At 61.4% G+C, this 23,628-nt stretch carries 21 protein-coding genes and 1 tRNA gene; 18 read left to right on the top strand and 4 right to left on the bottom strand.

Going from position 1 to position 23,628, the window contains the following annotated elements; genetic code table 11:
- Window positions 1-5: 5 nt before the first annotated feature.
- The 4 genes from EJL02_RS08995 to EJL02_RS08980 all read left to right on the top strand — a co-directional run bounded on the left by EJL02_RS08995 (window position 6) and on the right by EJL02_RS08980 (window position 3,076).
- Entirely contained in the window at window positions 6-545 is a 540-nt protein-coding gene (locus tag EJL02_RS08995; protein ID WP_125116077.1) for a DUF2003 domain-containing protein, read from the top strand.
- A 28-nt stretch (window positions 546-573) separates the two neighbouring features.
- A complete protein-coding gene (serS, locus tag EJL02_RS08990; protein ID WP_125116076.1) occupies window positions 574-1,872 on the top strand; it encodes a serine--tRNA ligase in 1,299 nt (432 codons plus the stop codon).
- A gap of 4 nt (window positions 1,873-1,876) precedes the next feature.
- Window positions 1,877-2,269: a thioesterase family protein gene (locus tag EJL02_RS08985; protein ID WP_125116075.1), complete on the top strand. Its 393-nt coding sequence runs from the start codon at window positions 1,877-1,879 to the stop codon at window positions 2,267-2,269.
- Window positions 2,270-2,461: 192 nt separating this feature from the next.
- Window positions 2,462-3,076: a DNA-3-methyladenine glycosylase family protein gene (locus EJL02_RS08980; RefSeq protein ID WP_125116074.1), complete on the top strand. Its 615-nt coding sequence runs from the start codon at window positions 2,462-2,464 to the stop codon at window positions 3,074-3,076.
- A gap of 27 nt (window positions 3,077-3,103) precedes the next feature.
- On the opposite strand, the gene EJL02_RS08975 is transcribed toward EJL02_RS08980, so the two are convergent.
- From EJL02_RS08975 to EJL02_RS08965, 3 genes are all read right to left on the bottom strand, one after another.
- Complete coding sequence (locus EJL02_RS08975) at window positions 3,104-3,685, bottom strand: GDSL-type esterase/lipase family protein (protein ID WP_125116073.1); 582 nt, start codon at window positions 3,683-3,685, stop codon at window positions 3,104-3,106.
- Window positions 3,686-3,700: 15 nt separating this feature from the next.
- Complete coding sequence (locus EJL02_RS08970) at window positions 3,701-4,366, bottom strand: Crp/Fnr family transcriptional regulator (RefSeq protein ID WP_125116072.1); 666 nt, start codon at window positions 4,364-4,366, stop codon at window positions 3,701-3,703.
- A gap of 185 nt (window positions 4,367-4,551) precedes the next feature.
- Window positions 4,552-4,636: transfer RNA gene (locus tag EJL02_RS08965), tRNA-Leu, on the bottom strand.
- Window positions 4,637-4,848: 212 nt separating this feature from the next.
- Between EJL02_RS08965 and EJL02_RS08960 the strand changes: the two genes are divergently transcribed.
- From EJL02_RS08960 to EJL02_RS08895, 14 genes are all read left to right on the top strand, one after another.
- A complete protein-coding gene (locus EJL02_RS08960) occupies window positions 4,849-6,183 on the top strand; it encodes a hypothetical protein (protein WP_125116071.1) in 1,335 nt (444 codons plus the stop codon).
- 27 nt (window positions 6,184-6,210) lie between these two features.
- The gene (locus EJL02_RS08955; protein ID WP_125116070.1) at window positions 6,211-6,900 is read left to right on the top strand and encodes a response regulator transcription factor; all 690 of its coding nucleotides are present in this window, start codon (window positions 6,211-6,213) and stop codon (window positions 6,898-6,900) included.
- Between the two features lie 62 nt (window positions 6,901-6,962).
- Entirely contained in the window at window positions 6,963-8,516 is a 1,554-nt protein-coding gene (locus EJL02_RS08950; protein WP_125116069.1) for a sensor histidine kinase, read from the top strand.
- Window positions 8,513-9,448, top strand: a complete 936-nt coding sequence (locus EJL02_RS08945; RefSeq protein ID WP_125116068.1) for a DUF1385 domain-containing protein — start codon at window positions 8,513-8,515, stop codon at window positions 9,446-9,448. The genes EJL02_RS08950 and EJL02_RS08945 overlap by 4 nt, the downstream gene beginning before the upstream one ends.
- Before the next feature lie 315 nt (window positions 9,449-9,763).
- Window positions 9,764-10,642 carry a peptide chain release factor N(5)-glutamine methyltransferase gene (gene prmC, locus EJL02_RS08940; protein ID WP_164510361.1) on the top strand — a complete coding sequence of 293 codons (879 nt, stop codon included), beginning with the start codon at window positions 9,764-9,766 and terminating at the stop codon, window positions 10,640-10,642.
- A gap of 138 nt (window positions 10,643-10,780) precedes the next feature.
- Entirely contained in the window at window positions 10,781-11,944 is a 1,164-nt protein-coding gene (gene recA, locus EJL02_RS08935) for a recombinase RecA (RefSeq protein ID WP_125116066.1), read from the top strand.
- The gene (locus EJL02_RS08930; RefSeq protein ID WP_125116065.1) at window positions 11,941-12,411 is read left to right on the top strand and encodes a regulatory protein RecX; all 471 of its coding nucleotides are present in this window, start codon (window positions 11,941-11,943) and stop codon (window positions 12,409-12,411) included. Before recA ends, EJL02_RS08930 begins: the two co-directional genes overlap by 4 nt.
- 134 nt (window positions 12,412-12,545) lie before the next feature.
- Window positions 12,546-14,345 carry an oligoendopeptidase F gene (pepF, locus tag EJL02_RS08925; protein WP_125116064.1) on the top strand — a complete coding sequence of 600 codons (1,800 nt, stop codon included), beginning with the start codon at window positions 12,546-12,548 and terminating at the stop codon, window positions 14,343-14,345.
- A gap of 54 nt (window positions 14,346-14,399) precedes the next feature.
- Complete coding sequence (gene rimO / locus EJL02_RS08920) at window positions 14,400-15,737, top strand: 30S ribosomal protein S12 methylthiotransferase RimO (protein ID WP_125116063.1); 1,338 nt, start codon at window positions 14,400-14,402, stop codon at window positions 15,735-15,737.
- Window positions 15,734-16,423, top strand: coding sequence for a CDP-diacylglycerol--glycerol-3-phosphate 3-phosphatidyltransferase (gene pgsA, locus EJL02_RS08915; protein ID WP_125116062.1), 690 nt, complete (start codon window positions 15,734-15,736; stop codon window positions 16,421-16,423). The genes rimO and pgsA overlap by 4 nt, the downstream gene beginning before the upstream one ends.
- A gap of 98 nt (window positions 16,424-16,521) precedes the next feature.
- A complete protein-coding gene (locus EJL02_RS08910) occupies window positions 16,522-17,289 on the top strand; it encodes a dihydroorotate dehydrogenase electron transfer subunit (RefSeq protein WP_125116061.1) in 768 nt (255 codons plus the stop codon).
- Window positions 17,289-18,197 (top strand): dihydroorotate dehydrogenase, encoded by a 909-nt coding sequence (locus EJL02_RS08905; RefSeq protein WP_125116060.1) that lies wholly within the window; start codon window positions 17,289-17,291, stop codon window positions 18,195-18,197. The genes EJL02_RS08910 and EJL02_RS08905 overlap by 1 nt, the downstream gene beginning before the upstream one ends.
- A gap of 4 nt (window positions 18,198-18,201) precedes the next feature.
- On the top strand, window positions 18,202-19,362 hold the full coding sequence (locus EJL02_RS08900) for a bifunctional histidine phosphatase family protein/GNAT family N-acetyltransferase (protein ID WP_125116059.1): 1,161 nt from the start codon (window positions 18,202-18,204) through the stop codon (window positions 19,360-19,362).
- Window positions 19,363-19,472: 110 nt separating this feature from the next.
- Complete coding sequence (locus EJL02_RS08895; RefSeq protein WP_125116058.1) at window positions 19,473-20,759, top strand: helix-turn-helix domain-containing protein; 1,287 nt, start codon at window positions 19,473-19,475, stop codon at window positions 20,757-20,759.
- A gap of 51 nt (window positions 20,760-20,810) precedes the next feature.
- Here EJL02_RS08895 and EJL02_RS08890 read toward each other — a convergent pair whose 3' ends face one another.
- Window positions 20,811-23,561 carry a L,D-transpeptidase family protein gene (locus EJL02_RS08890; protein WP_125116057.1) on the bottom strand — a complete coding sequence of 917 codons (2,751 nt, stop codon included), beginning with the start codon at window positions 23,559-23,561 and terminating at the stop codon, window positions 20,811-20,813.
- Window positions 23,562-23,628 lie beyond the last annotated feature (67 nt).

Below are 23,628 nucleotides of genomic sequence, written 5' to 3'. Positions count from 1 at the left end.
CCGCCATGGAGGAAAAGAAAAAGCCCGAGCCCAAGCCGGAGAAAAAACTCAGCCGCACCACGTTGACGTTTTATATCGTCGGCCTGTTTTCAGTGGCGATCGCACTTATTTTGATCAGCTATGTAGCGCAGGCGCGCGCCGACCGGCAGCTCGACACGCTGACCGACCAGCTCAACGAGCAGCAGACGGTCGCGCAGGGCGCCACCCAAAAAGTGGAAGATTTGCAGGCACAGTTCGATGCGCAGAGCGCCGCGCTTAATAAGGTGCGCGAAGTGCTGGATACCGAGCTGGCGGAAACCGACGTTGTCGGCGCCACCGAGCAGCGCATGGAAGAGCGCGATGTCTACGCGCTTCTGGCGCGCATCAACGCGCAGCTGCTGGCGGACAATCTGTCGGACGCCAAGCAGGCGTATGACGAACTGGTGCAGAAATACGGCAAAGATCGTCTGCTCGGCAACACCGAGGACAGCTTTGATGCGGATATCAACAAGCTGTTCGAGGCCGTGCAGCAGCAGATGGATAGCCAGGATAGCGAAGAAAAATAATATAAGGATATAGAAGGAGAAGAAAAACATGCTGGATATCAAATTTGTCCGTCAGAACCCGGACGCGGTCAAGGAAAACATCAAGAAAAAGTTCCAGGACGAAAAGCTGCCGATGGTCGATGAGGTCATCGAGTTTGACGCCAAGTACCGTGCAGCCAAGACCCGCTGCGACGAGCTGCGCGCGCAGCGCAACAAGAAGTCCAAGGAGATCGGCGGCCTGATGGCCAAGGGTCAGAAGGACGAGGCCGAGAAGATCAAGGCCGAGGTCAAGGCCATGGCCGACGAGATGGAGCAGCTGGAAGCGGACGAAAAGACCTACGCAGAAGAGGTCAAGAGCCGCATGATGGTCATTCCGAACATCATCGACCCCTCGGTTCCGATCGGCAAGGACGATTCCGAGAACGTCGAGCTGGAGAAGTTCGGCGATCCGTACGTTCCGGATTATGAAATTCCGTATCACGTTGACATCATGGAGTCGTTTGACGGCATCGATCTGGACGCTGCGCGCCGCACCTCGGGCAACGGCTTCTACTACCTCAAGGGCGACATCGCACGCCTGCATTCGTCCATCCTGTCCTATGCGCGTGACTTCATGATCGACCGTGGCTTCACCTACTATATCCCGCCGTTCATGATCCATGGCGATGTGGTTAAGGGCGTTATGTCCTTCAAGGAAATGGAGAACATGATGTACAAGATCGAGGGCGAGGACCTGTACCTGATCGGCACCTCCGAGCACTCGATGATCGGCAAGTTCATCGACACCATCAACGATGAGGACACCCTGCCGCAGACCCTGACCAGCTATTCGCCCTGCTTCCGCAAGGAAGTCGGCGCGCATGGCATTGAGGAGCGCGGCGTGTACCGCATCCATCAGTTCGAGAAGCAGGAGATGGTTGTCGTCTGCAAGCCGGAAGATTCCAAGATGTGGTATGATAAACTCTGGAACAACACGGTTGATTTCTTCCGCACGCTGGATATTCCGGTGCGCACGCTCGAGTGCTGCTCGGGCGATCTGGCTGACCTGAAGGTCAAGTCCTGCGACGTAGAGGCATGGTCGCCGCGCCAGAAGAAGTACTTCGAGGTCGGCTCGTGCTCCAACCTGGGCGACGCACAGGCGCGCCGTCTGGGCATCCGCGTGCGCAGCAAGGAAAACCCGAAGGAACTGTACTTCGCGCACACGCTGAACAACACGGTCGTTGCGCCCCCGCGCATGCTGATCGCCTTCCTGGAAAACAACCTGCGTGAGGACGGCTCGGTTGCCATCCCGAAGGTGCTCCAGCCGTACATGGGCGGCATGACCGAGATCCGCAGAAAGGAAAAGTAAAAATATGGAAATTGGTATCAAGGGCGAGCAGAAGTTCGTCGTAACAAACGATAAGCTGGCCTGCAACGTCGGCAGCGGTCTGGTGTCGGTTTTCGCCACGCCCATGATGATCGCAGCAATCGAAAACACCGCAGCGGGCAGCGTTGCGCCCTATCTGGAAGAGGGTAAGACCACGGTCGGCACGCTGGTCAACGTCAGCCATGTCGCCGCCACGCCCGAAGGCATGGAAGTGCGCGTCGAGACCGAGCTGACCGAGATTGCGCCGAACGGCAAGATGCTGACCTTCAAGGTCGCGGCCTACGACGAAGCTGGCCTGATCGGCGAGGGCACGCATCAGCGCGCCATCGTCAGCAAGGAGCGTTTTGAGCAGAAGGCACAGGCCAAGAAGAACGCGTAAACACTCGATCGAAACCACGCTTTCGATCGAATCAGACGTATCGAAAAGTCGGGCAGAGCTCGACTTTCCGATGCCGCTCACAGAGCGGCTGAACAATACGCGCTGCCGCGCGTGAATCATTACATCGTCTGAAGAAAATTTTATAAACTTAGGGCGGGATACAATCCCGCCCTTTTTTGTGAGGTGTTTCACATGAAACAGCAATTTTTCTGGTACGGATCGACTGAGACCGATTATCTGGCGGCGCGCGACCCGGTGCTGGGCGATGCGATCGCGCGCATCGGGCACATCGACCGCGTCGTGATCCCCGACCTGTTTGCCGCGCTCATCAACTCGATCGCCGGGCAGCAGATCTCGGGCAAGGCGCTTGCGACCGTGTGGGCGCGGCTGTGCGACCGGCTGGGCGAAATCACGCCTGCGGCCGTGCTGGCGGCAGGGGAAGATGACCTGCGCGCCTGCGGCTTATCCGGACGAAAGGCAGGTTATATGCTGGCAGCGGCGCGCGCCGTGCAGGACGGAACGCTGCCTATCCACAGCCTTGTGGAAAAATCCGACGAAGAGATCATCCGCACTCTGACCGCGCTGCCCGGCGTCGGCCGCTGGACGGCCGAAATGCTGCTGATCTTCTCGCTCGAGCGGCCGGACGTGCTCGCGTTTGACGATTTCGGCATCCGCAAGGGCATCTGCCGCCTGTACGGGTTGGACGAGCTGACGCGCGAACAGTTTGCGGTTTATCGCGCACGGTATGCGCCTTATGCGACGGTCGCCGGACTGTATCTGTGGGAAATTGCGGCGCAGGACAACTAAAAAAAGACGGCGAAAGCCGTCCTTTTTTTATGCGCCAAAGGCTTGTGTAAAAGCTGCCTGCGCCTGCGCCGCAAACCGCCGGTGCCCCTCTTCGGTGAAGTGCACGCCGTCAAAACAGAGCAGAATGTCCCATGCGCCCGCGTCGGCAAACGCAAGGCCGCGGTCGGCGGCGAGCGTGCGGTAATAACCGGCTAGCTGCGCCGAAGCGTCGATCAGACGCGCATCCTGCACCCAATCGCCGGGCGCAAAGCGCGGCGGCGCAAGCAGCAATACAGGAACACGGAAATCCGCCAGCCGGTCCAGCAGGCGCTCCATGCGCGCCGCCGCCTGCGTGGGCGCTGCGCCGCACAGCAGGTCGTTTGCGCCAAGCAGCACGCAAATGCCGTCGATTGGCCGCAGCGCGTCGATCTGGCGCGCGATCAGGTCGAGCGCGAAGGGCGTGAGCGGGATTTCCCGCCCGTTTTCCCCAAGGTTGTGGATAACCCACGCGCCGGACTGCGCAAGCCGCGCCGTCCAGCGCACGTCCGCCGGATAGCGGCCGCCGAATGCGCCGCGCGGGTCATAGCCCCAGGTGTTGGAGTCGCCCAGACACAGGATGGTTTTCGGCATGGCGAAACCCCTTTCTCAGCGCAGGCTGTCGCCCGCGAGGGCGCGCAGCCGGTCGGGGTCGGTCAGCGTCACGCTGCCGCGCTCGAGCCGCACCAGCCCTTCGCTCTGGAAATACTTGAGCATGCGCGTGACCACCTCACGCGCGCTGCCGAGGTGGGACGCGATGCGCTCATGCGTCAGCGAGATCGTGTCCGTGCCTTCGAGCGTGCGCTCTTCCAGCAGAAAGGCCGCAAGCCGGCTGTCCAGCTTGTGGTTGAGCAGCTGGTCCATCAGCCACATCACGTCGGAAAACCGCGCGGCCATCAGCTCGTTGGTGAAGCCCGCGACCGCAGCGGACTGCTGCATCACGCTCTGGTATGCCTCCGCCGGGATGACCAGCACGTCGCAGTCGGTCTCGGCGGTCAGCGTAACGTCAAAATCCAGTCCGCGCATGATGCAGGACGCGGACAGCAGGCAGATATCGCGTTCGAGCAGACGGTACAGCGTCAGCTCCTTGCCCTCGGCGGACAGGGTATAGGCGCGGATGCGGCCGCGCACGACAATGATCAGGCCGGTGCACACGCCGCCCTCATGCAGCGTTTCGCCGCGCGCAAAATGTGCGGGCAGAGCGGCCTGCTGCAAGCGCGCGCGCTGTTCTTCACTGATCTCATCCCAAAAGGGAAAATATTCCCGTAATTCCATGGCTGTTTCCTCCCGGACGGACAGGGCGGCCGGGCCGCCGCTGCCGGTAGTGCTTTCAGTATAGCGTATTCCGCGCAAAAAAACAAATCCGGACCCATCAAAACGATGCATCCGGACCGGAAAAAACAGTATGAAAGCCCGGCCGAAAGCCGGGCTTTGTAAAGGGAGCGCCGTCCGCTCCAACGTGGTACGGGTAGTGGGGGTCGAACCCACACGCCTTGCGGCACAGGAACCTAAATCCTGCACGTCTGCCAATTCCGCCATACCCGCATAGAAAATAGAAAGATGAAACAAAGGTATCCTCAGTATACCCACTTTACGCGGATTTGTCAATCCGCAGAACAGGCTGCCGGGACTCCTCCTTTTGCCGCAAAAGAAAAGCAATACGCTTAAAAATTATGCAATTCCCAGTACCAAAGCAAACCGTTTTGTGCTATACTGAATTTGTATATCTGTTGCAGTAGAATGAATGGGAGAAATCCATGAAACCGATTCGTATGCTTTCCGTACTGCTGGCTTTTCTGGTGCTCAGCGGCTGTACGTTCCCGTCTGGCGACGATCTTCTGGCGGCGCCCAAGCCGTCAACCAACTATCAAACATTGCAGGCTGAACTGGAAGAGCTGATCGCTTCCGGCATCTCCTACACCGCGCCGGTGGAAGGGGAAAACCGCTCTTCCATCCAGCTGATCGATCTGGATAACGACGGCGTGGAGGAAGCCATCTCCTTTTTCCGCGGTTCGTCCTCGGCAACCAGCAATGAGTTCAAGGTATATGTTTACCGCAAGCAGGACGACCGCTACGTCTGCACCGGCTCGATCGAGGGCACGGGCACGGCCATCCAGTCGGTCGATTATCCGGTCATCACGCCCGACGGACGGCGCGGCATGGTGATTTCCTGGCGGCTGTCCGCGGACGGCACGGGTGCACTGACCATGTGCGATTTTTCCAATGACTGCGCGCCCGGCGTGCTGCTCGAGACCGAGTATTCCGCCATGGATCTGGTCGATATGACCGGCGACGGCGCGAAGGATCTGCTGCTGATGACCACCGCGCCCGAAGGCAAGCGCGTGGCGCGGCTGTACCAGTATCGCAGCGGCAGCCTGACCATGGTGGGCGAAGCGGCCACGAGTGCGGAAACGGTTTCGGTGGAACGCATGCAGACCGGTCATGTGCTGAATGATTATACGGCGGTGTTCGCCGAGGAAAAAATGGCAAGCGGCGTGGGTCTGACGACCGATATCTTTGTGTTTGCCGATCAGACGCTGGTCAATCTGGCGCTTGACGGCGAGGATTCCATTTCGCGCAGCACCTATCGCCCGGTGTCGGTCTATGCGTCCGACGTCAACGGCGACGGCGTGACCGAATTGCCGCGTGCTGTGCTCATGGCGGGCTATACCGACGCCGCGTCGTCCGATGCGGTGTTCATGCTCGACTGGTACGCGTACAGCGTAAACGAGCCGCCCACATTGGTGATGACGACCTATCAGAATATCTCGGATGCGTGGAGCCTGGTCATCGACCCGACCTGGCACGATCGCATCACCGCGACCAAATCGGCCGACAGCGGCCTGAGCGCGGTCACGTTTTCCGAATATGTCGGCAGAGGCGGCCATATCCCGCTGTTCACCATCTATTGCGCCACCGGCTCCAACCGGGATTACTATGCCGGCCGCACCGACCTGCTGCAGCTCGGTCAGACGGCGCAGGCGGTGTATTTTGCCCGCGTCGCGGACGAGGCGGAGGACAGCTCGCTGCAAATCAGCGGCGAGGAGATCAAAAACCGCTTCTCGCTCGTCAAACAGGATTGGAATAACTGATTGTTTGGAATAAAAGGAGGACTATCCATGAAGCGTAAGATACTGGTATTGGAAGATGAAGAGAATATCCGCTCGTTTTTGGTGCTCAACCTCAAGCGCAGCGGTTATGAAGTGATAGAGGCGGAAACCGGCGAACAGGCGCTGGAAAAATACCATGCCAATCAGGATATCGCGGTCGCGGTGCTGGACGTCATGCTGCCCGGCATTGACGGCTATGAGGTCTGCCGCGCGATGCGCGCCGCGGGCTATGCCGCGGGTGTCATCATGCTGACCGCCCGCACGCAGGAAGCGGACAAGGTCACCGGTCTGATGAACGGCGCGGACGATTATGTCACCAAGCCGTTCTCGGTCATTGAGCTGGCCGCGCGCGTGGACGCCCTGTATCGCCGCGTGTCCGGTTCGCCCTTCTCGGAGGAGGACGTCATCAAGTCCGGCCCGTTCAAGCTCAACCTGCGCGCGCGCGAGGTGCTCAAGAACGGCATCAAGATCGAGCTGACGCAGATCGAATACGGCCTCTTGAAGGCGTTTATGGAGAACATCGGCAAGGCGCTTTCGCGCGACGAACTGCTCGAGATGGTGTGGGGCCATCACTATGTGGGCGAGCTCAAGATCGTGGACGTCAACATCCGCCGTCTGCGCATCAAGATTGAGGACGATCCGGCCGACCCGACGCACATCGTCACCGTGCGCGGCTACGGCTACATGTGGGAAGGCTGATTTGGCCTTCCCGCGGCTTTTTGCCGCGTTGAAACCGGCATTTTGCAGAAAGGCCCCCGAATATGAACTATCACAGACAAAAGAAAAAGCCTGAAGTGCCGCCGCAGCCGGCCGTGCCCAAGGTGCTGCACTCTCCGGGCGGCATCAAAGGCCGCTGGATGATGAACTCGCTCTCGTTCGTGCTGGTCATCCTTGCGGTCGTGATGATCCTGATCTCGGTCGGCATATCGGGCTATTATTATGCAACCGTGCGCGACAATCTGGTCTCGCGCGCCACCACGGCGGCGGATACCTTCCGCAAGTACTTTACCGAGACCTACGACCAGTTTTACACGCAGGCGGAATCGACCGTCGCGACCTTCCAGGAGCAGGACAAGCTCGAAGAGCAGTTCCTCGACTCGACCGGCCGCATCCTGCTGTCCACCTCCGGCCTGTCGGGCGGCGGCATGGCCTCGACCGAGGACGCCACGCAGGCGCTTTCCACGCAGAAAACGTCGATCTACACCGGCCGCGATCCGCTCTCGGGCGAGCGCGTGATGAGCGTGACCGCGCCGCTGCTGTCCTCGCGCGGCGATTTGATCGGCGGCGTGCGGTTTATCACCTCGCTGCGCATCGTCGAGCGGCAGATCTGGATCATCATCGGCATCGGCCTGCTGGCCTGCCTGATCTTCCTCGTGCTGGTCGTCGCGTCCAACAGCTATTTTGTCAAGTCGATCGTCGATCCCGTGCTCAAGATCAACTCGATTGCCAAGGAAATTGCGGCGGGCCGTTACGGCGTGCGGCTGCAAAAGACCTATGACGACGAGATCGGCGAGCTGTGCGACACGATCAACTATATGTCGGATGAGATCAGCCGCGCCGAGCGTATGAAGAACGACTTTATTTCCTCGGTGTCGCACGAGCTGCGTACCCCGCTGACCGCGATCGGCGGCTGGAGCGAAACACTGCTCGCCGGCGGCGGCGAGGACCCGGAAGAGGTCATGCAGGGCCTGACCATCATCCAGAAGGAGTCCAACCGCCTGACCCGTATGGTCGAGGAGCTGCTGGACTTTGCCCGCATCGAATCCGGCCGCATGAAGCTCGAGGTCGAGCTGTTCGACCTGTCGATCGAGCTGTACGAAGCGGTTTACATGTATGAAAACCTGCTGCACAAAAGCGGCATCAAACTGAATTATGACGAGGACGTGGACGCCAACTATTACATTAACGGCGACCGGCACCGCATGAAGCAGGTGTTCCTCAACATCCTCGACAACGCCGCGAAATACGGCGGCGACGGCAAGAAAATCGACATCACTCTGCGGCGCGACGGCGGCAAGGTGGTAGCAAGTGTGCGTGACTACGGCCAGGGCATTCCCGAGGCCGAGCTGCCGTTCGTCAAAGAGAAATTTTACAAGGGTTCGTCCAAGCAGCGCGGCAGCGGCATCGGCCTTGCCGTGACCGACGAGATCGTATCCCTGCACGGCGGCACGCTGGATATCGCGTCCACGCTGGGCGCGGGCACGACCGTGACCGTCACGCTGCCGGCCGCCGAGGCCGAGGAAGCGCTCGGCATCACGGGCGCGATCCCCAAAATCCCGGACAATCCCTATACCCCCGAAGGAGATAACCCATGACAACGCAAAAGAAAACCACCATCGGCGGGCAGGCCATCATTGAGGGCATCGTCATGAAAGGCCCCAAAAAGACCTGCACCGTCGTGCGCAAGGCCGGCGGTGAGCTGGTCGTCAAGGAGGAGGACGCGCACCAGCCGTCCGCTCTCTGGAAAAAACCCATCTTCCGCGGCGCCTACGGCCTGTTTATGGCGCTCAAGGACGGTATTCAGGCCATCAACTACTCGGCGTCCTTTTTTGAGGATGAGGAAGCCGACGTGCCGCCCTCCAAGTTCGAGCTGTGGGTGGAGAAAAAGTTCGGCTCGGAAGGGCTGGACAAATTCATCCTCGGCATCTCGACCGTGATCGGCATCGCGCTGCCGGTGGCGCTGTTCCTGCTGCTGCCGAGCTTTCTCGGCGGCTTCGTGCCGAAAAGCTGGGGCGTGCTGGCGCGCAACGTGCTCGAAGGCGTCGTGCGCGTCATCATCTTCCTGCTGTTCATGTGGTCGGTGTCGCATATGAAGGACATCCGCCGCACGTTTGAATACCACGGCGCGGAACACAAGACCATTTTCTGCTATGAGGCAGGGGAGGAGCTGACGGTGGAAAACGTGCGCCGTCAGAAAAAGTATCACCCCCGCTGCGGCACCAGCTTTATGTTTGTGCTCATCATCATTGCGACGATCGTCTCGTCGATCGTGTTTTCCATCATCGATATCACCAACCCGTTTCTGCGCATGCTGGCGCATCTGATCCTGCTGCCGCTCGTCGTCGGCATCAGCTATGAGTTCAACCGCTATGCGGGGCGGTCGGAAAGCCTGATCTCGCGCGCGCTGCGCTGGCCGGGCCTGATGATCCAGCACCTGACCGTGTTTGAGCCGGACGACTCGATGATCGAAGTGGCGATCACCGGCATGAAGGCGGTCATCCCGGACGACGGTTCGGACAACTGGTAAAACACGCTTTTCCAAAGCGGCGGAAACATTGCGGCTGCACGACGTAGGGCGTGCGGTTTCCGCCGGTGCTTTGGCAAAGCAAGAGAAACGATGCGGCTGCGCGCCGCAGGCGCACAAGAGGGGAGACACCACAGGTTTCTCCCCTCTTGCGAATCACCCCGCTTCCTTTCAGGGCGCGCTGCGCGCGCAGAACAGGGTTCTGGCTTCCGGCTGCCGCCCGTTTCGCAGAATCAGAACAACCGGAACGGTTGCCACCCCAGGGGGGAGGGCGATCTTACGGACGCGTGCTCATTTCACAAAAAGAGGTGGTCCTATTTGACCAAGACGATCAACGATGTCTATATGGAGCTGTTTCACCGCTTCAAGGAAGCGGACGACCCGCAACCGTCGCTCGCCGCGCGCGAGCTGACCGCGTACGCCTGCAAGGCGGACAAAAACCGCACGGGCGACTGGGGCCACGTTTATCTGGACGACGCGACCGTCGATTATGCGAACCTGCTGTGCGACAAGTGTCTGGACGGCGAGCCGTTGGCCTACATTCTGGGGGAATGGGATTTTTACGGCCTGACCTTTCAGGTGGACAAAAATGTGCTTATTCCGCGCTCGGACACCGAGCGGCTGTGCGAACTGGTGATCGAGCAGGCGAAACAAAAGGTGTCGCCCCGCATCCTTGACCTGTGCTGCGGTTCGGGCTGCATCGGCATCGCGGCGGCGCACTATGTGGACGATGCGCACGTTGCCGCGGTGGACAATTCCGAGGGCGCGCTGCGCATCACGCGCGAAAACGCGCGGCGGCTGGGCGTGCAGAGCCGTTTCGTGGCGGTGAACGCCGATGTGTGTCTGCGCCCGCCCGGCAACATGGGCCAGTTCGACATCATCGTTTCCAACCCGCCCTATGTGACCCGCGCGGAAATGCGCCAGCTCGACCGGAGTGTTTCCGATTTCGAGCCGCACGAAGCGCTGTATGGCGGGGTAGACGGGCTGGACTTTTACCGCTCGATCTGCTCCAAATGGGGTTCACTGCTGGTCACCGGCGGCATGATCCTGTTTGAGTGCGGTTGGAAGCAGGCAAACGACGTCGCCGCCATTCTGGAGGAAAACCGCTTTGGCGGCATCGGCATCACGGAAGATCTGGCCGGCGTGCCGCGCATCGTTTATGGCTACAACACGGATATCAGCGATCCGCTGGCATAAGCAAAACACATGCCCACCGACTTGGTGGGCATTTTTTATCGAAAAAGAATACGAACAAATTTTCGATTTTTCTTGCTTTTGTTTTTTGGCACTGCTATAATAAGAGCAGGAATTTTCAAAACGTGCAGGAGGCTTTTCATGGCTACCAAGAAACAGCTGGAACCGGTCGCGCCTGCGGCCGATAAAAAGAAAGCGCTCGAGGCCGCGCTCGGGCAGATCGAAAAGCAGTTCGGCAAGGGCTCGGTCATGCGTCTGGGCGAAAACGCCAGCATGAACATAGACCACATCCCGACCGGTTCGATCGGTCTGGATCTCGCGCTGGGCATCGGCGGCTTGCCGCGCGGCCGTATCGTCGAGATCTACGGGCCGGAATCCTCCGGTAAGACCACGGTTGCGCTGCACTGCGTGGCCGAGGCGCAGAAGCTGGGCGGCACCGCCGCGTTCATCGACGCGGAGCATGCGCTCGACCCGGTGTACGCGCAGGCGCTGGGCGTGGATATCGACAGCCTGCTGGTCTCCCAGCCGGACACCGGTGAGCAGGGCCTGGACATCGCGGAAGCGCTCGTGCGTTCGGGCGCGATCGACATCGTGGTCATCGACTCGGTCGCCGCGCTGACCCCGCGCGCCGAGATCGAGGGCGAAATGGGCGACTCGTTCGTCGGCCTGCACGCCCGCATGATGAGCCAGGCGATGCGCAAGCTGGCCGGCTCGATCTCCAAGTCCAACTGCGTGGCGATCTTCATCAACCAGCTGCGCGAAAAGGTCGGCGTCATCTACGGCAGCCCGGAAGTCACGACCGGCGGCCGCGCGCTCAAGTTCTATGCGTCCGTGCGTCTGGACGTGCGCCGCATGGAGCACCTCAAAAACGGCACCGAGATGATCGGCAGCCACACGCGCGTCAAGGTGGTCAAGAACAAGGTCGCGCCGCCGTTCAAGGAGGCCGAGTTCGACATCATGTACGGCGAGGGCATCTCGCGCACGAGCGAGCTGGTCGATCTGGGCGTCAAATACGGCATCGTCAACAAGTCGGGCGCGTGGTTCTCGATGGGCGAGACCCGTCTGGGACAGGGCCGCGACGCTGCCAAGCAGTATTTCAAGGACCATCCGGACATCGCGGACGACGTGCAGAAGCAGATCATGGACAAGGTCGAGGAAGAGCGCCGCAATGAGCACCAGAAGAAGGCGGCAAAGCCCGGCACACCGGCCGCAGCGCCTGCGGCCAAGACCGCCGCGCCCAAGGCCAGCTCGTCCAAGGCAGTTTCGATCGACGCGGACGATTTTGACGACCTCGACGACGAATGAGCGAGGATAAATACCGCGCGGCGCTGGATGCGGCTGCCAAGCAGCTGTCTTACCGCGCGCTGAGCGCGAAAGCCCTGCGCGACAAGCTGCTGGATAAGGGCCATGATGAGGAGGCCGCGGACTATGCGCTCGCATGGCTGACCGAACGGCATCTGCTGGACGACACGGCGTATGCGGAAAGCGTGGTGCGTTCGTGTGCCCGCAAGGGCTATGGCGAAATGCGCATCCGGCAGGAGCTGACGCGCCGCGGCGTGGACCGGGAGACGGCCGAAGCCGCGCTTGCGGGCTTTTCGCCCGACCGCGCGCAGCTCGTCGCGTTGCTGGACAAGCGCCTGCGCGGAGACGTGTCCGACTGCAAGGAGATCGACAAGGCGGTTGCCTTTTTGCAGCGGCGCGGCTTTTCGTGGCAGGATATCCGCGACGCGCTCGCGGCGTACGGACAGAGTATCCCGGATACGTTTGAATAAAAAAAGCGTGCTTGGCACGCTTTTTTGTGTTTTTCGGAAAATCCGCCGATTTTACCGCGCCTTGCTTGCATGTTTACCGCGCTTGGGGTATCATAATAGGGTATTGAAATTCATACCGGAAAGGAAGTATTTCCATGGAAACCATGCAGATTCCCGCCCGCGCGGAGGTTGCCGCGCAGGACAAGTGGGCGATCCACGATCTGTTTGCAACCGACGATGATTGGCGCGCGGCGCTGGCCGCGGCGAAGGAATATGTGCCGCGGGTGCAGGCGTTCCGCGGCCGTCTGGGCGAGAGCGCCCAGACCCTGCTGGACTACCTGCGGCTGGACGATGAGATCAGCCTTGCCTTTGACGCACTGGTGCACTACGCGCAGCGAAAGAGCGACGAGGACACCCGCGTCGCCGCGTATCAGGAGATGGTCAGCCAGGTGATGCGGCTCGCGGTCGAACTCCAGTCCGCCGCAGCGTTCCAGACGCCCGAGCTGCTCGCCATTCCGGACGACACGCTCGAAGGCTTCTATCAGGCCGAGCCTGACCTTACGCTGTACCGCCTGAACATCGACCGCGTGCGCCGCCGCCGGGAGCATGTCCTGAGCGACAAGGAGGAAGCGCTGCTTGCGGCCGCGGGCGAAATGGCCGCGGCGCCCGACGATGTGTTCTCCATGCTGAACGACGCCGACCTCAAATTCCCGGACGCCACGGACAAGGACGGCGTAATGCACCCCGTGACCCATGGCACCTATATCCCGCTCATGCAGTCCTATGACCGCGTGCTGCGCAAGTCCGCGTTCGACTCGCTCTACTCGGTCTACGGCCAGTTCCGCAACACGGCGGCGTCCATCCTGTCCGCGCAGGTGAAGCAGCTGCTGTTCTTCGCGAACGCGCGCAAGTACCCCTCGACGCTCGCCGCCGCGCTGGACGGCACCGAGGTCGATCCCGCGATCTACCACAACCTGATCGACGCGGTGCACCGTTCCTTCCAGCCGATGTACCGCTATGTCGCGCTGCGTCGCCGCGCGCTCGGGCTGGACGAGCTGCACATGTACGACCTGTATGTCCCGGTCGTCGAGGGCGTCGAGATGAAGTTCACCTTTGAGGAAGCCAAGGAGATCGCTCTGAAGGCACTCGCGCCGCTTGGTGAGGATTATTTGAACCTGCTGCGCGAAGGTTTTTCCAATGGCTGGATCGATGTTTATGAAAATCAGGGCAAGCGTTCGGGCGCATACTCGGCGGGCGCGCGCGTACACCCCTTTGTGCTGTTAAACTTCAAGGGCACGCTGGACGATGTATTCACGCTCGTGCACGAGATGGGTCACGCGGTTCACTCCTATCTGTCCAACCAGCACCAGCCGACCGCGTATCAGGACTATGTGATTTTCGTGGCCGAGGTCGCCTCGACCTGCAACGAAGCGCTGCTGATGGAGTATCTGCTGTCGGTCACGACCGATAAGAAACAGCGCGCGTATCTCATCAACCATTTCCTCGAGCAGTTCCGCGGCACGCTGTACCGCCAGACGATGTTCGCGGAGTTCGAGCTGCGCGTCAACGAAATGACCCAGCGCGGCGAAGGAACGACCGCCGAGGCGCTCTGCGCGCTGTACAAGGACCTGAATGTGCAGTATTTTGGGCCGGACATGGTGGTCGATGACGAGATCGCGCTCGAGTGGGCGCGCATCCCGCACTTCTACTACGATTATTACGTCTATCAGTATGCCACGGGCTACGCTGCGGCGATCGCGCTGTCGCGCCGCATCCTGCGCGAGGGTAAAAGCGCCGTGCGCGACTATATCGGGTTCCTGACGGGCGGTTGCTCGGCCGATCCGGTAACGCTTTTGCGCGGCGCGGGCGTTGATATGGCGAGCCCCGCCCCGGTCGAGGACGCGACAAAGCTGTTTGACGAGCTGATCGGTGAAATGGAAGCGCTTCTGGCGTGACAAATGCGCGCAAATCCTGTATAATAAGGTGAACTATCAGAGAGGAGAGATCGAATGCCGAAAATCGGATTGATCTCGCTCGGCTGCGCCAAAAATCTGGTGGACAGCGAGCACATGCTGGCCCTGCTGCGCGCGGCGGGCTGGGAGATTACGGAGGATATGGCCGAAGCGGACGTGGGTGTGGTCAACACCTGCGGTTTCATCGAAGCGGCCAAGAGCGAGGCCATCGAGACCATTCTCGAGACCGCGCAGTATAAGCAGACCGGCAAGATGAAGGGTCTGGTCGTGACCGGCTGCCTTGTGCAGCGCTATGCGGACGAAATGCAGAAGGAACTGCCCGAGATCGACGCGATCTGCGGCACGGGCAGCTATGAAAGCATCGTGGACGCGGCTTCTGCCGCGCTCGGCGGCCACAAGGCCGCGTACATGGCGGATATGGCGTCGGCGGCGCTTGAGGGCGACCGCGACCGCCTGACCCCGTCCTACACCGCGTACTTCAAGATCGCGGAGGGTTGTTCCAACCGCTGCGGCTACTGCATCATCCCCAAGCTGCGCGGGCCGTACCGCTCGCGCGAGATGGACGCGCTCATGCAAGAAGCGAAAGCACTGTCCGACGCGGGCGTCAAAGAGCTGATCGTCATTGCCCAGGACATCACCAAGTACGGTATGGACTTGCCCGAGCACAAGCGCCTGCTGCCCGAACTGCTGCGGCGGCTGTGCGAGCTGGACTTCACTTGGGTGCGCCTGCATTATCTGTACCCCGACCAGATCACAGACGAGCTGATCGACGTGATCGCAAGCGAGCCCAAGATCGTCAAGTACCTCGATATCCCGCTCCAGCATGTGTCGAAGCGCATCCTGCGCGCGATGCACCGCCCGGGCGACGGCGCGGAGTTTGCTTCGCTCATTCAGAATCTGCGCGAGCGCATTCCGGGCCTCGTGCTGCGCACCAGCCTGATCGTCGGCCTGCCGGGCGAGACCGAAGAGGAATTTGCCGAGCTGTGCAGCTTTTTGCAGGAGACGCAGATCGAGCGCGTCGGCGTGTTCGAGTTTTCGCCCGAAGAGGGGACGGAAGCCGCCGAACTGCCCGACCAGATCGACGCGGAGACCAAGGCCAACCGCCGCCTGATCGTGGAGGAACTGCAGTCGGGCGTACTCGACGACTACAACACGTCCCGCCACGGCGAAGTGATGGACGTGCTGTGCGAGGGCTTTGACGACGAGCAGCAGCTCTGGTACGGCCGCACCTACGCCGACTCGGTCGAGGTGGACGGGCATGTATATTTTGCAGCCGACGAGGCGCCCGAAGAGGGCACGTTTGTGCCGGTGTTGATCACCGAAAGCCTCGGGCCCGATCTGCTCGGCGTCCGGCAAAAGGGGGATAAAAAATGACAACAGCCAATAAAATCACGCTCACGCGTATCTGTATGATCCCGTTTTTCCTGTATTTCGCGTCGCAGCCCATGTTTTTGATTGACGCGGAGCACTATCGCGCGGCTTTCCCGACAAACGTGATCATTGCGCTCGTGCTGTTCTGCGTGGCGAGCTTCACCGATTTTCTCGACGGTTACGTCGCCCGCAAGTACAATCAGGTGACCGACTTCGGCAAGTTTGTCGATCCGCTGGCGGACAAGCTGCTGGTGTCGTCCGCGCTCATCCTGCTGGCCGAACAGGGTGCGATCGCGGGCTGGATGGTGTGCGTCATCCTTGCGCGCGAGCTCATCATCACCTCGCTGCGCGTGGTTGCGGCCAACAAGGGCCGCGTGCTTGCCGCAACATGGACGGGCAAGGTCAAGACCTGCGTGCAGATCGGCGGCATTATTGTGATTTATCTGTATTACATTCTGCTGGGTGCTTCGGCCAACGGCGTTTGGGATGTGAGCGCCATTGTGCAGGCGGCCTCAGGCGGTTCGTTTGCAGTGACCGGTATGACGGTGGTCAGCGATGGTGTAACCGGACGTAACCTTCTGCTGACCGTGGTCGGCTGGGTCGTGACGCTGGTGACGGTCTATTCGGGTTATGACTACCTGCGCAAGAACTGGGACCTCATCAAGGACGGCGCAGTCAAGCAAAAGTAACGCAGCAAAAAGGACAGGCTTGCCTGTCCTTTTTTTGTTCCCTTTTGCGCAAAATTCCTGTACAATAGAAGCAGCAATGACTGAAAGGGGAAAGAGGTATGTCGATTCAGGAAATCTGCCGGGTCGCGGAGTGTGCGCGGCTGGGCGAAGGCTTATATTCGATCACGATGCACGCGCCTGCGATCTGCGAAAAGACGCAGGTCGGCCAGTTTGTGCACATTGCGTGCGGCGAGGGCAATCTGCTGCGCCGCCCGATCTCGATCTGCGACTGGCAGGACGGAAACCTGCGTATCGTGTTTCAGGTCAAGGGCGAGGGCACGAAGTGGCTCGCCGCCCGCAAGGAAGGGGACGAGTTGGATGTGCTCGGGCCGCTCGGCCACGGGTTTGACACTAAGGCCCTCGGCGCAAAGCCCGTTTTCATCGGCGGCGGCATCGGCGTGCCGCCCATGCTCGCGTGCGTCAAAAAGGCGGCGGGCGAGGGCGCGCAGCCGCGCGCGATCCTCGGCTTCCGGAATAAGGACGCTGTGATTTTGGAGAACGACTTTAAGGCGGTCTGCGAGGTGTTCGTCACGACCGATGACGGCTCCTATGCCCGTCATGGCTTTGTCACCGATGTGCTGAAAGAAATCGTTGCGGACGCGACCGGCGTGGCCGCCTGCGGCCCCAAGCCGATGCTCAAGGCGATTGCCGCCATCGCGGACGAAGCCGGCCTGCCGTGTCAGGTCTCGATGGAAGAGCGCATGGGCTGCGGCATCGGCGCGTGTCTGGTGTGCGCGTGCGCGCTCAAGGCGGAAAACGGTGAAACCCGGTATGGCCACGTCTGCAAGGACGGCCCGGTGTTTGATACAAAGGAGGTCGAGTGGTAATGGCGGATTTGAGAGTCAATTTCTGCGGCGTGGAGCTGAAAAACCCGATTACGACCGCGTCCGGCACGTTCGGCTTCGGCCATGAGTACGGCGAGTTCTTCGACCTGTCCCTGCTCGGCGGCATCGGCGTCAAGGGCCTGACCCCGACCGAGCGGCTGGGCAATCCCGCGCCCCGTATCGCGGAGACCCCGGCGGGCATTCTCAACTGCGTCGGCCTGCAAAACCCGGGCATCGACCGGTTTATCGAGGAACAGATCCCGTTCCTGCGGCAGTACGACACCGCGATCATCGCGAACGTGTCGGGCAACACGGTCGAGGAATACGAGGGCATGGTCGAGAAGATCTCGGACGCGGACGTCGATCTGATTGAAATGAACATCTCCTGCCCGAACGTCAAGTGCGGCGGCATGGCCTTTGGCACGCGGCCGGATATGGTCGAGGAGGTCGTATCGGCGGCGAAGAAAAAGGCGAAAAAGCCGCTGATCGTCAAATTAAGCCCGAACGTCACCGACATCACCGAGATCGCGCGCGCCGCGGAAGCTGCGGGCGCGGATGCGCTCTCGCTCATCAACACGCTGCTCGGCATGCGCATCAATATCGAGACGAGAAAGCCCATCCTGTCCAACATCATGGGCGGCCTGTCCGGTCCTGCCGTGTTCCCGGTCGCGGTGCGCATGGTCTATCAGGTGCGCAAGGCGGTTTCCGTGCCGATCCTCGGCATGGGCGGCATCCGCACCGGCAAGGACATCGTCGAAATGCTGCTTGCGGGCGCGGACGCGATCGCAATGGGCACCGTGATGTTCGCCGACCCGATGGCGCCGGTCAAGGCGCTGCGCGAGCTCGAGGAGTGGATGGACGCGCACGGCGTGAAGTCGGTTTCCGAGCTGTCCGGCGCGGTGGAGGTCTGACAGCATGACCACGGTTTACCTCATCCGCCACGCGGAGGCCGAGGGCAACGTCTATCGCCGCTGCCACGGGCAGTACGACAGCCTGCTCACGCCCCGCGCGTACCAGCAGCTGCCGTATCTGGCAAAACGGTTTGAGAATGTGCCGCTCGACGCGGTTTATGCGTCCAACCTGTTCCGCGCACGCACGACGGCAAAGGCGGTCGCCGCGCCGCACGGCTTGAACGTCGAAATCCGCCCGGTGCTGCGTGAGATCGACATGGGCGACTGGGAAGACCTGCCGTGGGCCGAGCTGCCGCGCATCTGGCCGGAGGAATACGCGGTCTGGCGCGCGCGCCCGTGGGACGCGGTGCCGCCGCACGGCGAGAGCGTCATGCAGGCCGGCCGGCGCATGCTGGACGGCGTAAGGCGGCTGGCTGCGGAGAACGAGGGCAAAACGATCGCGGTTGTGACCCACGGCTCGGCCATTCGCGGCGCGCTGACCATCGCGCACGGCTTTGCGCCCGAGCAGATGGGCGAAATCGGCTGGGGCGACAACACCTGCGTGGCCAAATTCGAGTTTGACGAGGCAGGACACATCGACGTCGTATACGAAAACGACGCGTCGCACCTGCCGCAGGAGCTGTCCACCTTTGCGTCCATCGGCTGGACGGACAACAAGGGCGTGCCGAACACGCCGCAGCTGTATTTCCGCCGTGCCGACCCGATGGATGAGGGCGACGCCGCTAAAATCGTCGCGTTCATGCGTGAGCTGCACCGCAATGCCTACGGCACAGACGCGGGACTCGACCCCGCGGCGCTGCTCGCGGACGTGATGCGCGCGCAGCGCGTCAGCCCGCGCTCGTGCTGCTTCGGTTGTCTGGAAGACGAAACGCCGGTCGCGCTTGTCTACCTCAAAACGTGGTACGACGACGAGCCGGGCGTGGGACTGGTCGGCGGGTTCTGCATCGACAAAGATTACCGCGGCCACGGCCTGAGCGGGCAGATCTTGGGGCAGGCGATCAGCGTGTACCGCATGCTGGGGAAGGATTACTTATGCGCGCATGTTGCGTCGGAGAACGCCCGCGCGCAGGGCTTCTACCACAAATTCGCGTTCGAGCAGCGCGGTGAATATCGGGACGAAAACGGCCTGCATTACCGCATGTTCAAGAGAATCTGCATCGACTGACGCACTTTGGAAGGGCATTCTACCGCTGGTAGAGCGCCCTTCTTCCGTCTGTCGGTTGCCGCAGGGGCGGCTTTCTGCTATGCTGAAAGCACACAAAGGAGGTGGGGAACATGGATGCAAGGAATACGGGCGCGCTCATCGCGCAGAGGCGCAAAGCGTTGGGGCTGACACAGAAGCAGCTGGCCGAACGGCTGCTCGTGTCGGATAAGGCGGTCAGCAAATGGGAGGTCGGCGCAAGCTACCCCGAGGTGACGCTGCTGCCGGCGCTCGCGCAGATCCTCGGCCTGACGGTGGATGAATTGCTCGCGGGCGCGGCGCGCGGCGAAGAACCACCGCCGGAGGACAGCGCCGCGCCGGACGACACACCGCCGGACGGCGGCAGCCCGCAGGGCAAGACCGGCGCACCGTCGCTCGAAGCGTTCCTGCCGCCGCAGGACTATCTGGCTGACCGGCTGGGCAGCACGGACGACAGAATGCTGCTCGCGGCGGTGGTGTGCTTGCTCGCCACGATGTACGCCGGCCGCCTGTTCGGGCAGGCCAATATACTGCGCAATCTGGTGATCGTGGTGATTGTCTATATCGCGTTCCGTGTGTGGCACAACAAGCAGTGCGACCGCTTTACTGCGCTTGGGATGGAAACGACGGTCAGCCGCTGCCGCGCGTACATAACCGACCGGCTATTCGGCGTGATATGGGTATTTCAGCTGCTGATGTGGGGGTTGGTCAACCGGTTTGGATGGATGCTCAACGGCTATGAAGTGACAAAAATCGACCGCTACCGCATCGCACTTGACATGATGGATGTGAATATTAACAGTTTGCATCAATGGCTGCCGCTCTACGCGATGGTAGCTGCGCCGCTGGCCTTCGTGTTGGTTGCGGTGTTCGCGCTGGCCTACCGCCGCATGACAATGGAAACCCGCTTCCGGCTGCTGCCGCTGGTGCTGCCCGCGCTGCCGTGCCTCATCGGCGCGGGCGTCATTGGCTGGCAGCGTGCACAGACCGCGCTGGCGCGCATGCCGCAGTTCGGCGACCCGCAGCCGACTATCAGCGAGGTTGACGAGATGGGGCTGGCGATCGAAGCGGCGGGCTATCACGCCATGCTGTACGCCGCGGCCGCGGCGGCAGTGCTGCTGTTGGTGCTGCTGGTGCTGTGGCGCGTGACGCATGGACGCGTGCCGTTCGTCAGTGCAGTTATGCTGGCGGTGGATGCCGTGATTTGGCTGCCCAGCACCGCGATATGGCTGGACATCGACTATGAGATATTTGCGCAGCAGCCATACGCAGTGGGGGATATCACCATCCAGCTCGGCGGGTTGATCGTCCTGCTGATTCTGACCGCACTGTGCGCCGGTATCGCGCTGTTTGCCGGCAGCCTGCGGCGCAAAAAAACGTAAATGGACAGAAAAAAGGCTTGGAACCGAAGTTCCAAGCCTTTTTGTTTGTGTTTAGAAAATTGCAACGGTTGTGCCGACCGGGATGTTGTTGTAAATCCACTTGACATCGCTCTTGTACATGCGCACGCAGCCGTGCGAAACCGGATAGCCTGCGCTGAAGTCATACTCGGTGTCCGTGCCCGGATAGCACAGACGCGAGTGGAACGCGTAGCCCGTGCCGGGGTAGAAGCCGACGACCGGCCGCACGGTGTAGGTGCTGGTCGTCCAGCCGCCCGCGGACTTGTAGGAAACCGTCGTCAGGCCGGTCGGCGTGGGCGTGGAGGCCGCGCCCGTGCCCACGAGGAAGGACTTGATGAGCTTCCAGTTGCCCTTGGAGCCCTGGAATACGTTGACGTGCTGGTATGCACGGTTGATCCAGATGAGGTACTGGGTGCGGCTCGAATAGCCCTTGGCGTTGACCCAGACTTCCTTTTCATAGGTCTTGTAGTCGTTGTTGACCGCATAAGACGTGGTATAGTTGCCGCGATAGGTCGAGGAAACCAGATTCAGGATGCGGTTGACGTCGCGCTGGTAGTACCACTCGTCCGAGTAATTCTCGATCGGGACGGTCTTTTCGACGTACAGCTCTTCGGTCTCGCCGGTCGAGGGGTTCTCATAGGTCAGCTTAAAGCCCATGGTCACGCTGGTGTCCATGTCCTTGGTGAAGGTGAAATAGGTCGTGATGCGGGAAACCGCGTCCGAAGTCAGCTCAAAGTCGTCGTTTTTGTAGTTGGCCATGGCCTTGCCGTTCTTGTACCACTGCGCCGAGCAGATCTTGGGCTCGGTCACGCCCTGGAACGTGACCTGCGTCACCAGCGAGCCGCCGGCCTTGACCTTGGTCGGCACGCCCATCGAGAGCGTCACGCCGGACAGGCCGGAGTCGATGTTTTCAACCTTGGAATCCGCGGTGATAGATACGTCGCAGTCCACCGCGCGGATGTCCACCGTGCCGGCCTTGCCACGGCCGTTCACCTTGGTGCCGACGCCCGCGACCAGCAGGGTATCGACCGCTTTGTTGAGCGTCAGCGTATTGTTCTTGGCGCCGCCGTTGACCGCCGCCGCGCCGACCGAGCCGTTCATTACGATCGTGTTGCTGCTGCCGGTGACGGTGATCATCTCAGCATCCATGTCGGACAGGTCGATTTCGCGGCCGGACGCGGTGATTTCGATGTTGGTCGCCTGGCCGGAGAAGGAAACTTTGCCGCCCTTGCCGGCGATGACCAGCGTCTGCACGCCGGAGTTATCCGACAGGGTGATATCGGCGGTGCCGGCGGGATCGACCGCAAGCGTGGAAATGGTGCAGGCGTTGCGCGCGTTCAGTTCGGTCTGCTCCGCGCCCTTGAGCGCGATGCGGTCATGCGCGGTGACCGCGTCCAGCGTGATCTTCTGCGTTGCCGCGCCGTAGATCACGTCGCCGGTGATCTCCACATCCGAGACTGTGTCCTCGGACAGGGCGACGATGGCATTGCCGGACAGCACAGCCGCCGGCGTCTGGGCATCATCCTCGGTTTGCTCTTCTTCGGTCGCCTCCTGCGGGGCGATGATCTGATCCGCGATGCGCGTAATCATGGTGACAAACTGCGCACGGGTCAGGCTGGTCTGCGGAGAAAGCGTGGTGTCGGTCACGCCGTTGACCACGCCCGCCGCGACCAGTGCGGCGGCCGCCCGCTGCTGCGCGGCGGTCATGGAGGCGGTGTCGGTGAACACGCTCAGTTCATCCGCGCCGGTTTCCGCGCGGTCAAAGACAAAGGCGCGGGCGAGCCATTCGAACGCCTCCGCGCGGGTGGCGGCGGTGTCGAAGTTGCGGCTGTCGTTGGCGTCGATCATGCCTAGATGGATGGCCTTGCCGAGGTCCTCCACATACCATGCGTTGGCCGGCGTGCCGGAAAGGCCGCTCGTGTCATCCGTGACGGTCGCGCCGAGCGCGCGGTTAAGCATAACGATGGCTTCCGAGCGCTTGACTGCGGCATCCGGCAGCATTTTGCCGTCTACACCCTTGATCAGGCCCATGCCGACGGCCTTGTTGAGTGCTTTTTCCGCCCAGTGGCCCGCGATGTCCGGGAAAGCGGGTTCGACCGGCTCTTCCGGCTGTTCGGTCTGGGCGTCGTCGGACAGCGTCAGCGTGACAGGCAGCGTGCCCGCCGTGATGCGCACGACGTACAGCTTGGCGGTGTCCAGATCCAAGCCGCCGGTCACGGTCAGCGCGGCGTCGTCCGCGTCATAGGTCGCGGTTTTGCCGATGGCCGCGCCGTCCAGTGTGACGGACAGCGTGTCGTCCTCGGTCAGCTCGGCCAGCGCCGCCTGCGCGTCGTCGGACGGGGTCAGCTGTATGTAAGCCGCGCCGCCGTCGCCTTCGGCCATCTGGCCGGCTTCCGCGGCGGTGATGTCCGCGCTCGTCAGGCTGATTTTGTCTTCCGTGTCCGTGACGGACAGCGCGTTCGGCTGCGTCAGGAAGGCGGCCAGATCGTCCGGCACGTCCGCATCCGCGGGCAAAGTGACGGTGATCGAGGCGTTGTCCTCCGCGAGGGTGACCGTCGCGGTTTCGAGCGCCAGCTGCTCGAGCCGGCGGCTGAGCACGGTTTGCAGCTGGTCAGCCAGCTCGCTTGTCATGGCCTCCGTGCCCTCGGGCAGCGTGACCGCAAAGGTCAAAACCGTATCGGACGCGGCCTTCGGCTGCGTGCCGGTAACGTCACCGCCCGCGGCAAACGCGGTGGTCAGTAACATGACAGCAGCCAAAAGGCTGCTGAAAAGACGTTTTTTCAAGGTTTACTCCCCCTTGTTCGATAGTAATTCTATTGTACGGTCGGGGCTATGGCTTGTCAAGCCAAAG

The sequence above is a fragment of the Agathobaculum sp. Marseille-P7918 genome, assembly GCF_900625105.1.
Lineage (GTDB): Bacteria > Bacillota > Clostridia > Oscillospirales > Butyricicoccaceae > Agathobaculum.
This window is presented reverse-complemented; position numbering and strand designations above follow the sequence as displayed.

Coding starts and splice junctions, on each gene's coding strand:
- EJL02_RS08995 (WP_125116077.1), top strand. CDS start 6: ATGGAGGAAAAGAAAAAGCCCGAGCCCAAGCCGGAGAAAAAACTCAGC.
- serS (WP_125116076.1), top strand. CDS start 574: ATGCTGGATATCAAATTTGTCCGTCAGAACCCGGACGCGGTCAAGGAA.
- EJL02_RS08985 (WP_125116075.1), top strand. CDS start 1,877: ATGGAAATTGGTATCAAGGGCGAGCAGAAGTTCGTCGTAACAAACGAT.
- EJL02_RS08980 (WP_125116074.1), top strand. CDS start 2,462: ATGAAACAGCAATTTTTCTGGTACGGATCGACTGAGACCGATTATCTG.
- EJL02_RS08975 (WP_125116073.1), bottom strand. CDS start 3,685: ATGCCGAAAACCATCCTGTGTCTGGGCGACTCCAACACCTGGGGCTAT.
- EJL02_RS08970 (WP_125116072.1), bottom strand. CDS start 4,366: ATGGAATTACGGGAATATTTTCCCTTTTGGGATGAGATCAGTGAAGAA.
- EJL02_RS08960 (WP_125116071.1), top strand. CDS start 4,849: ATGAAACCGATTCGTATGCTTTCCGTACTGCTGGCTTTTCTGGTGCTC.
- EJL02_RS08955 (WP_125116070.1), top strand. CDS start 6,211: ATGAAGCGTAAGATACTGGTATTGGAAGATGAAGAGAATATCCGCTCG.
- EJL02_RS08950 (WP_125116069.1), top strand. CDS start 6,963: ATGAACTATCACAGACAAAAGAAAAAGCCTGAAGTGCCGCCGCAGCCG.
- EJL02_RS08945 (WP_125116068.1), top strand. CDS start 8,513: ATGACAACGCAAAAGAAAACCACCATCGGCGGGCAGGCCATCATTGAG.
- recA (WP_125116066.1), top strand. CDS start 10,781: ATGGCTACCAAGAAACAGCTGGAACCGGTCGCGCCTGCGGCCGATAAA.
- EJL02_RS08930 (WP_125116065.1), top strand. CDS start 11,941: ATGAGCGAGGATAAATACCGCGCGGCGCTGGATGCGGCTGCCAAGCAG.
- pepF (WP_125116064.1), top strand. CDS start 12,546: ATGGAAACCATGCAGATTCCCGCCCGCGCGGAGGTTGCCGCGCAGGAC.
- rimO (WP_125116063.1), top strand. CDS start 14,400: ATGCCGAAAATCGGATTGATCTCGCTCGGCTGCGCCAAAAATCTGGTG.
- pgsA (WP_125116062.1), top strand. CDS start 15,734: ATGACAACAGCCAATAAAATCACGCTCACGCGTATCTGTATGATCCCG.
- EJL02_RS08910 (WP_125116061.1), top strand. CDS start 16,522: ATGTCGATTCAGGAAATCTGCCGGGTCGCGGAGTGTGCGCGGCTGGGC.
- EJL02_RS08905 (WP_125116060.1), top strand. CDS start 17,289: ATGGCGGATTTGAGAGTCAATTTCTGCGGCGTGGAGCTGAAAAACCCG.
- EJL02_RS08900 (WP_125116059.1), top strand. CDS start 18,202: ATGACCACGGTTTACCTCATCCGCCACGCGGAGGCCGAGGGCAACGTC.
- EJL02_RS08895 (WP_125116058.1), top strand. CDS start 19,473: ATGGATGCAAGGAATACGGGCGCGCTCATCGCGCAGAGGCGCAAAGCG.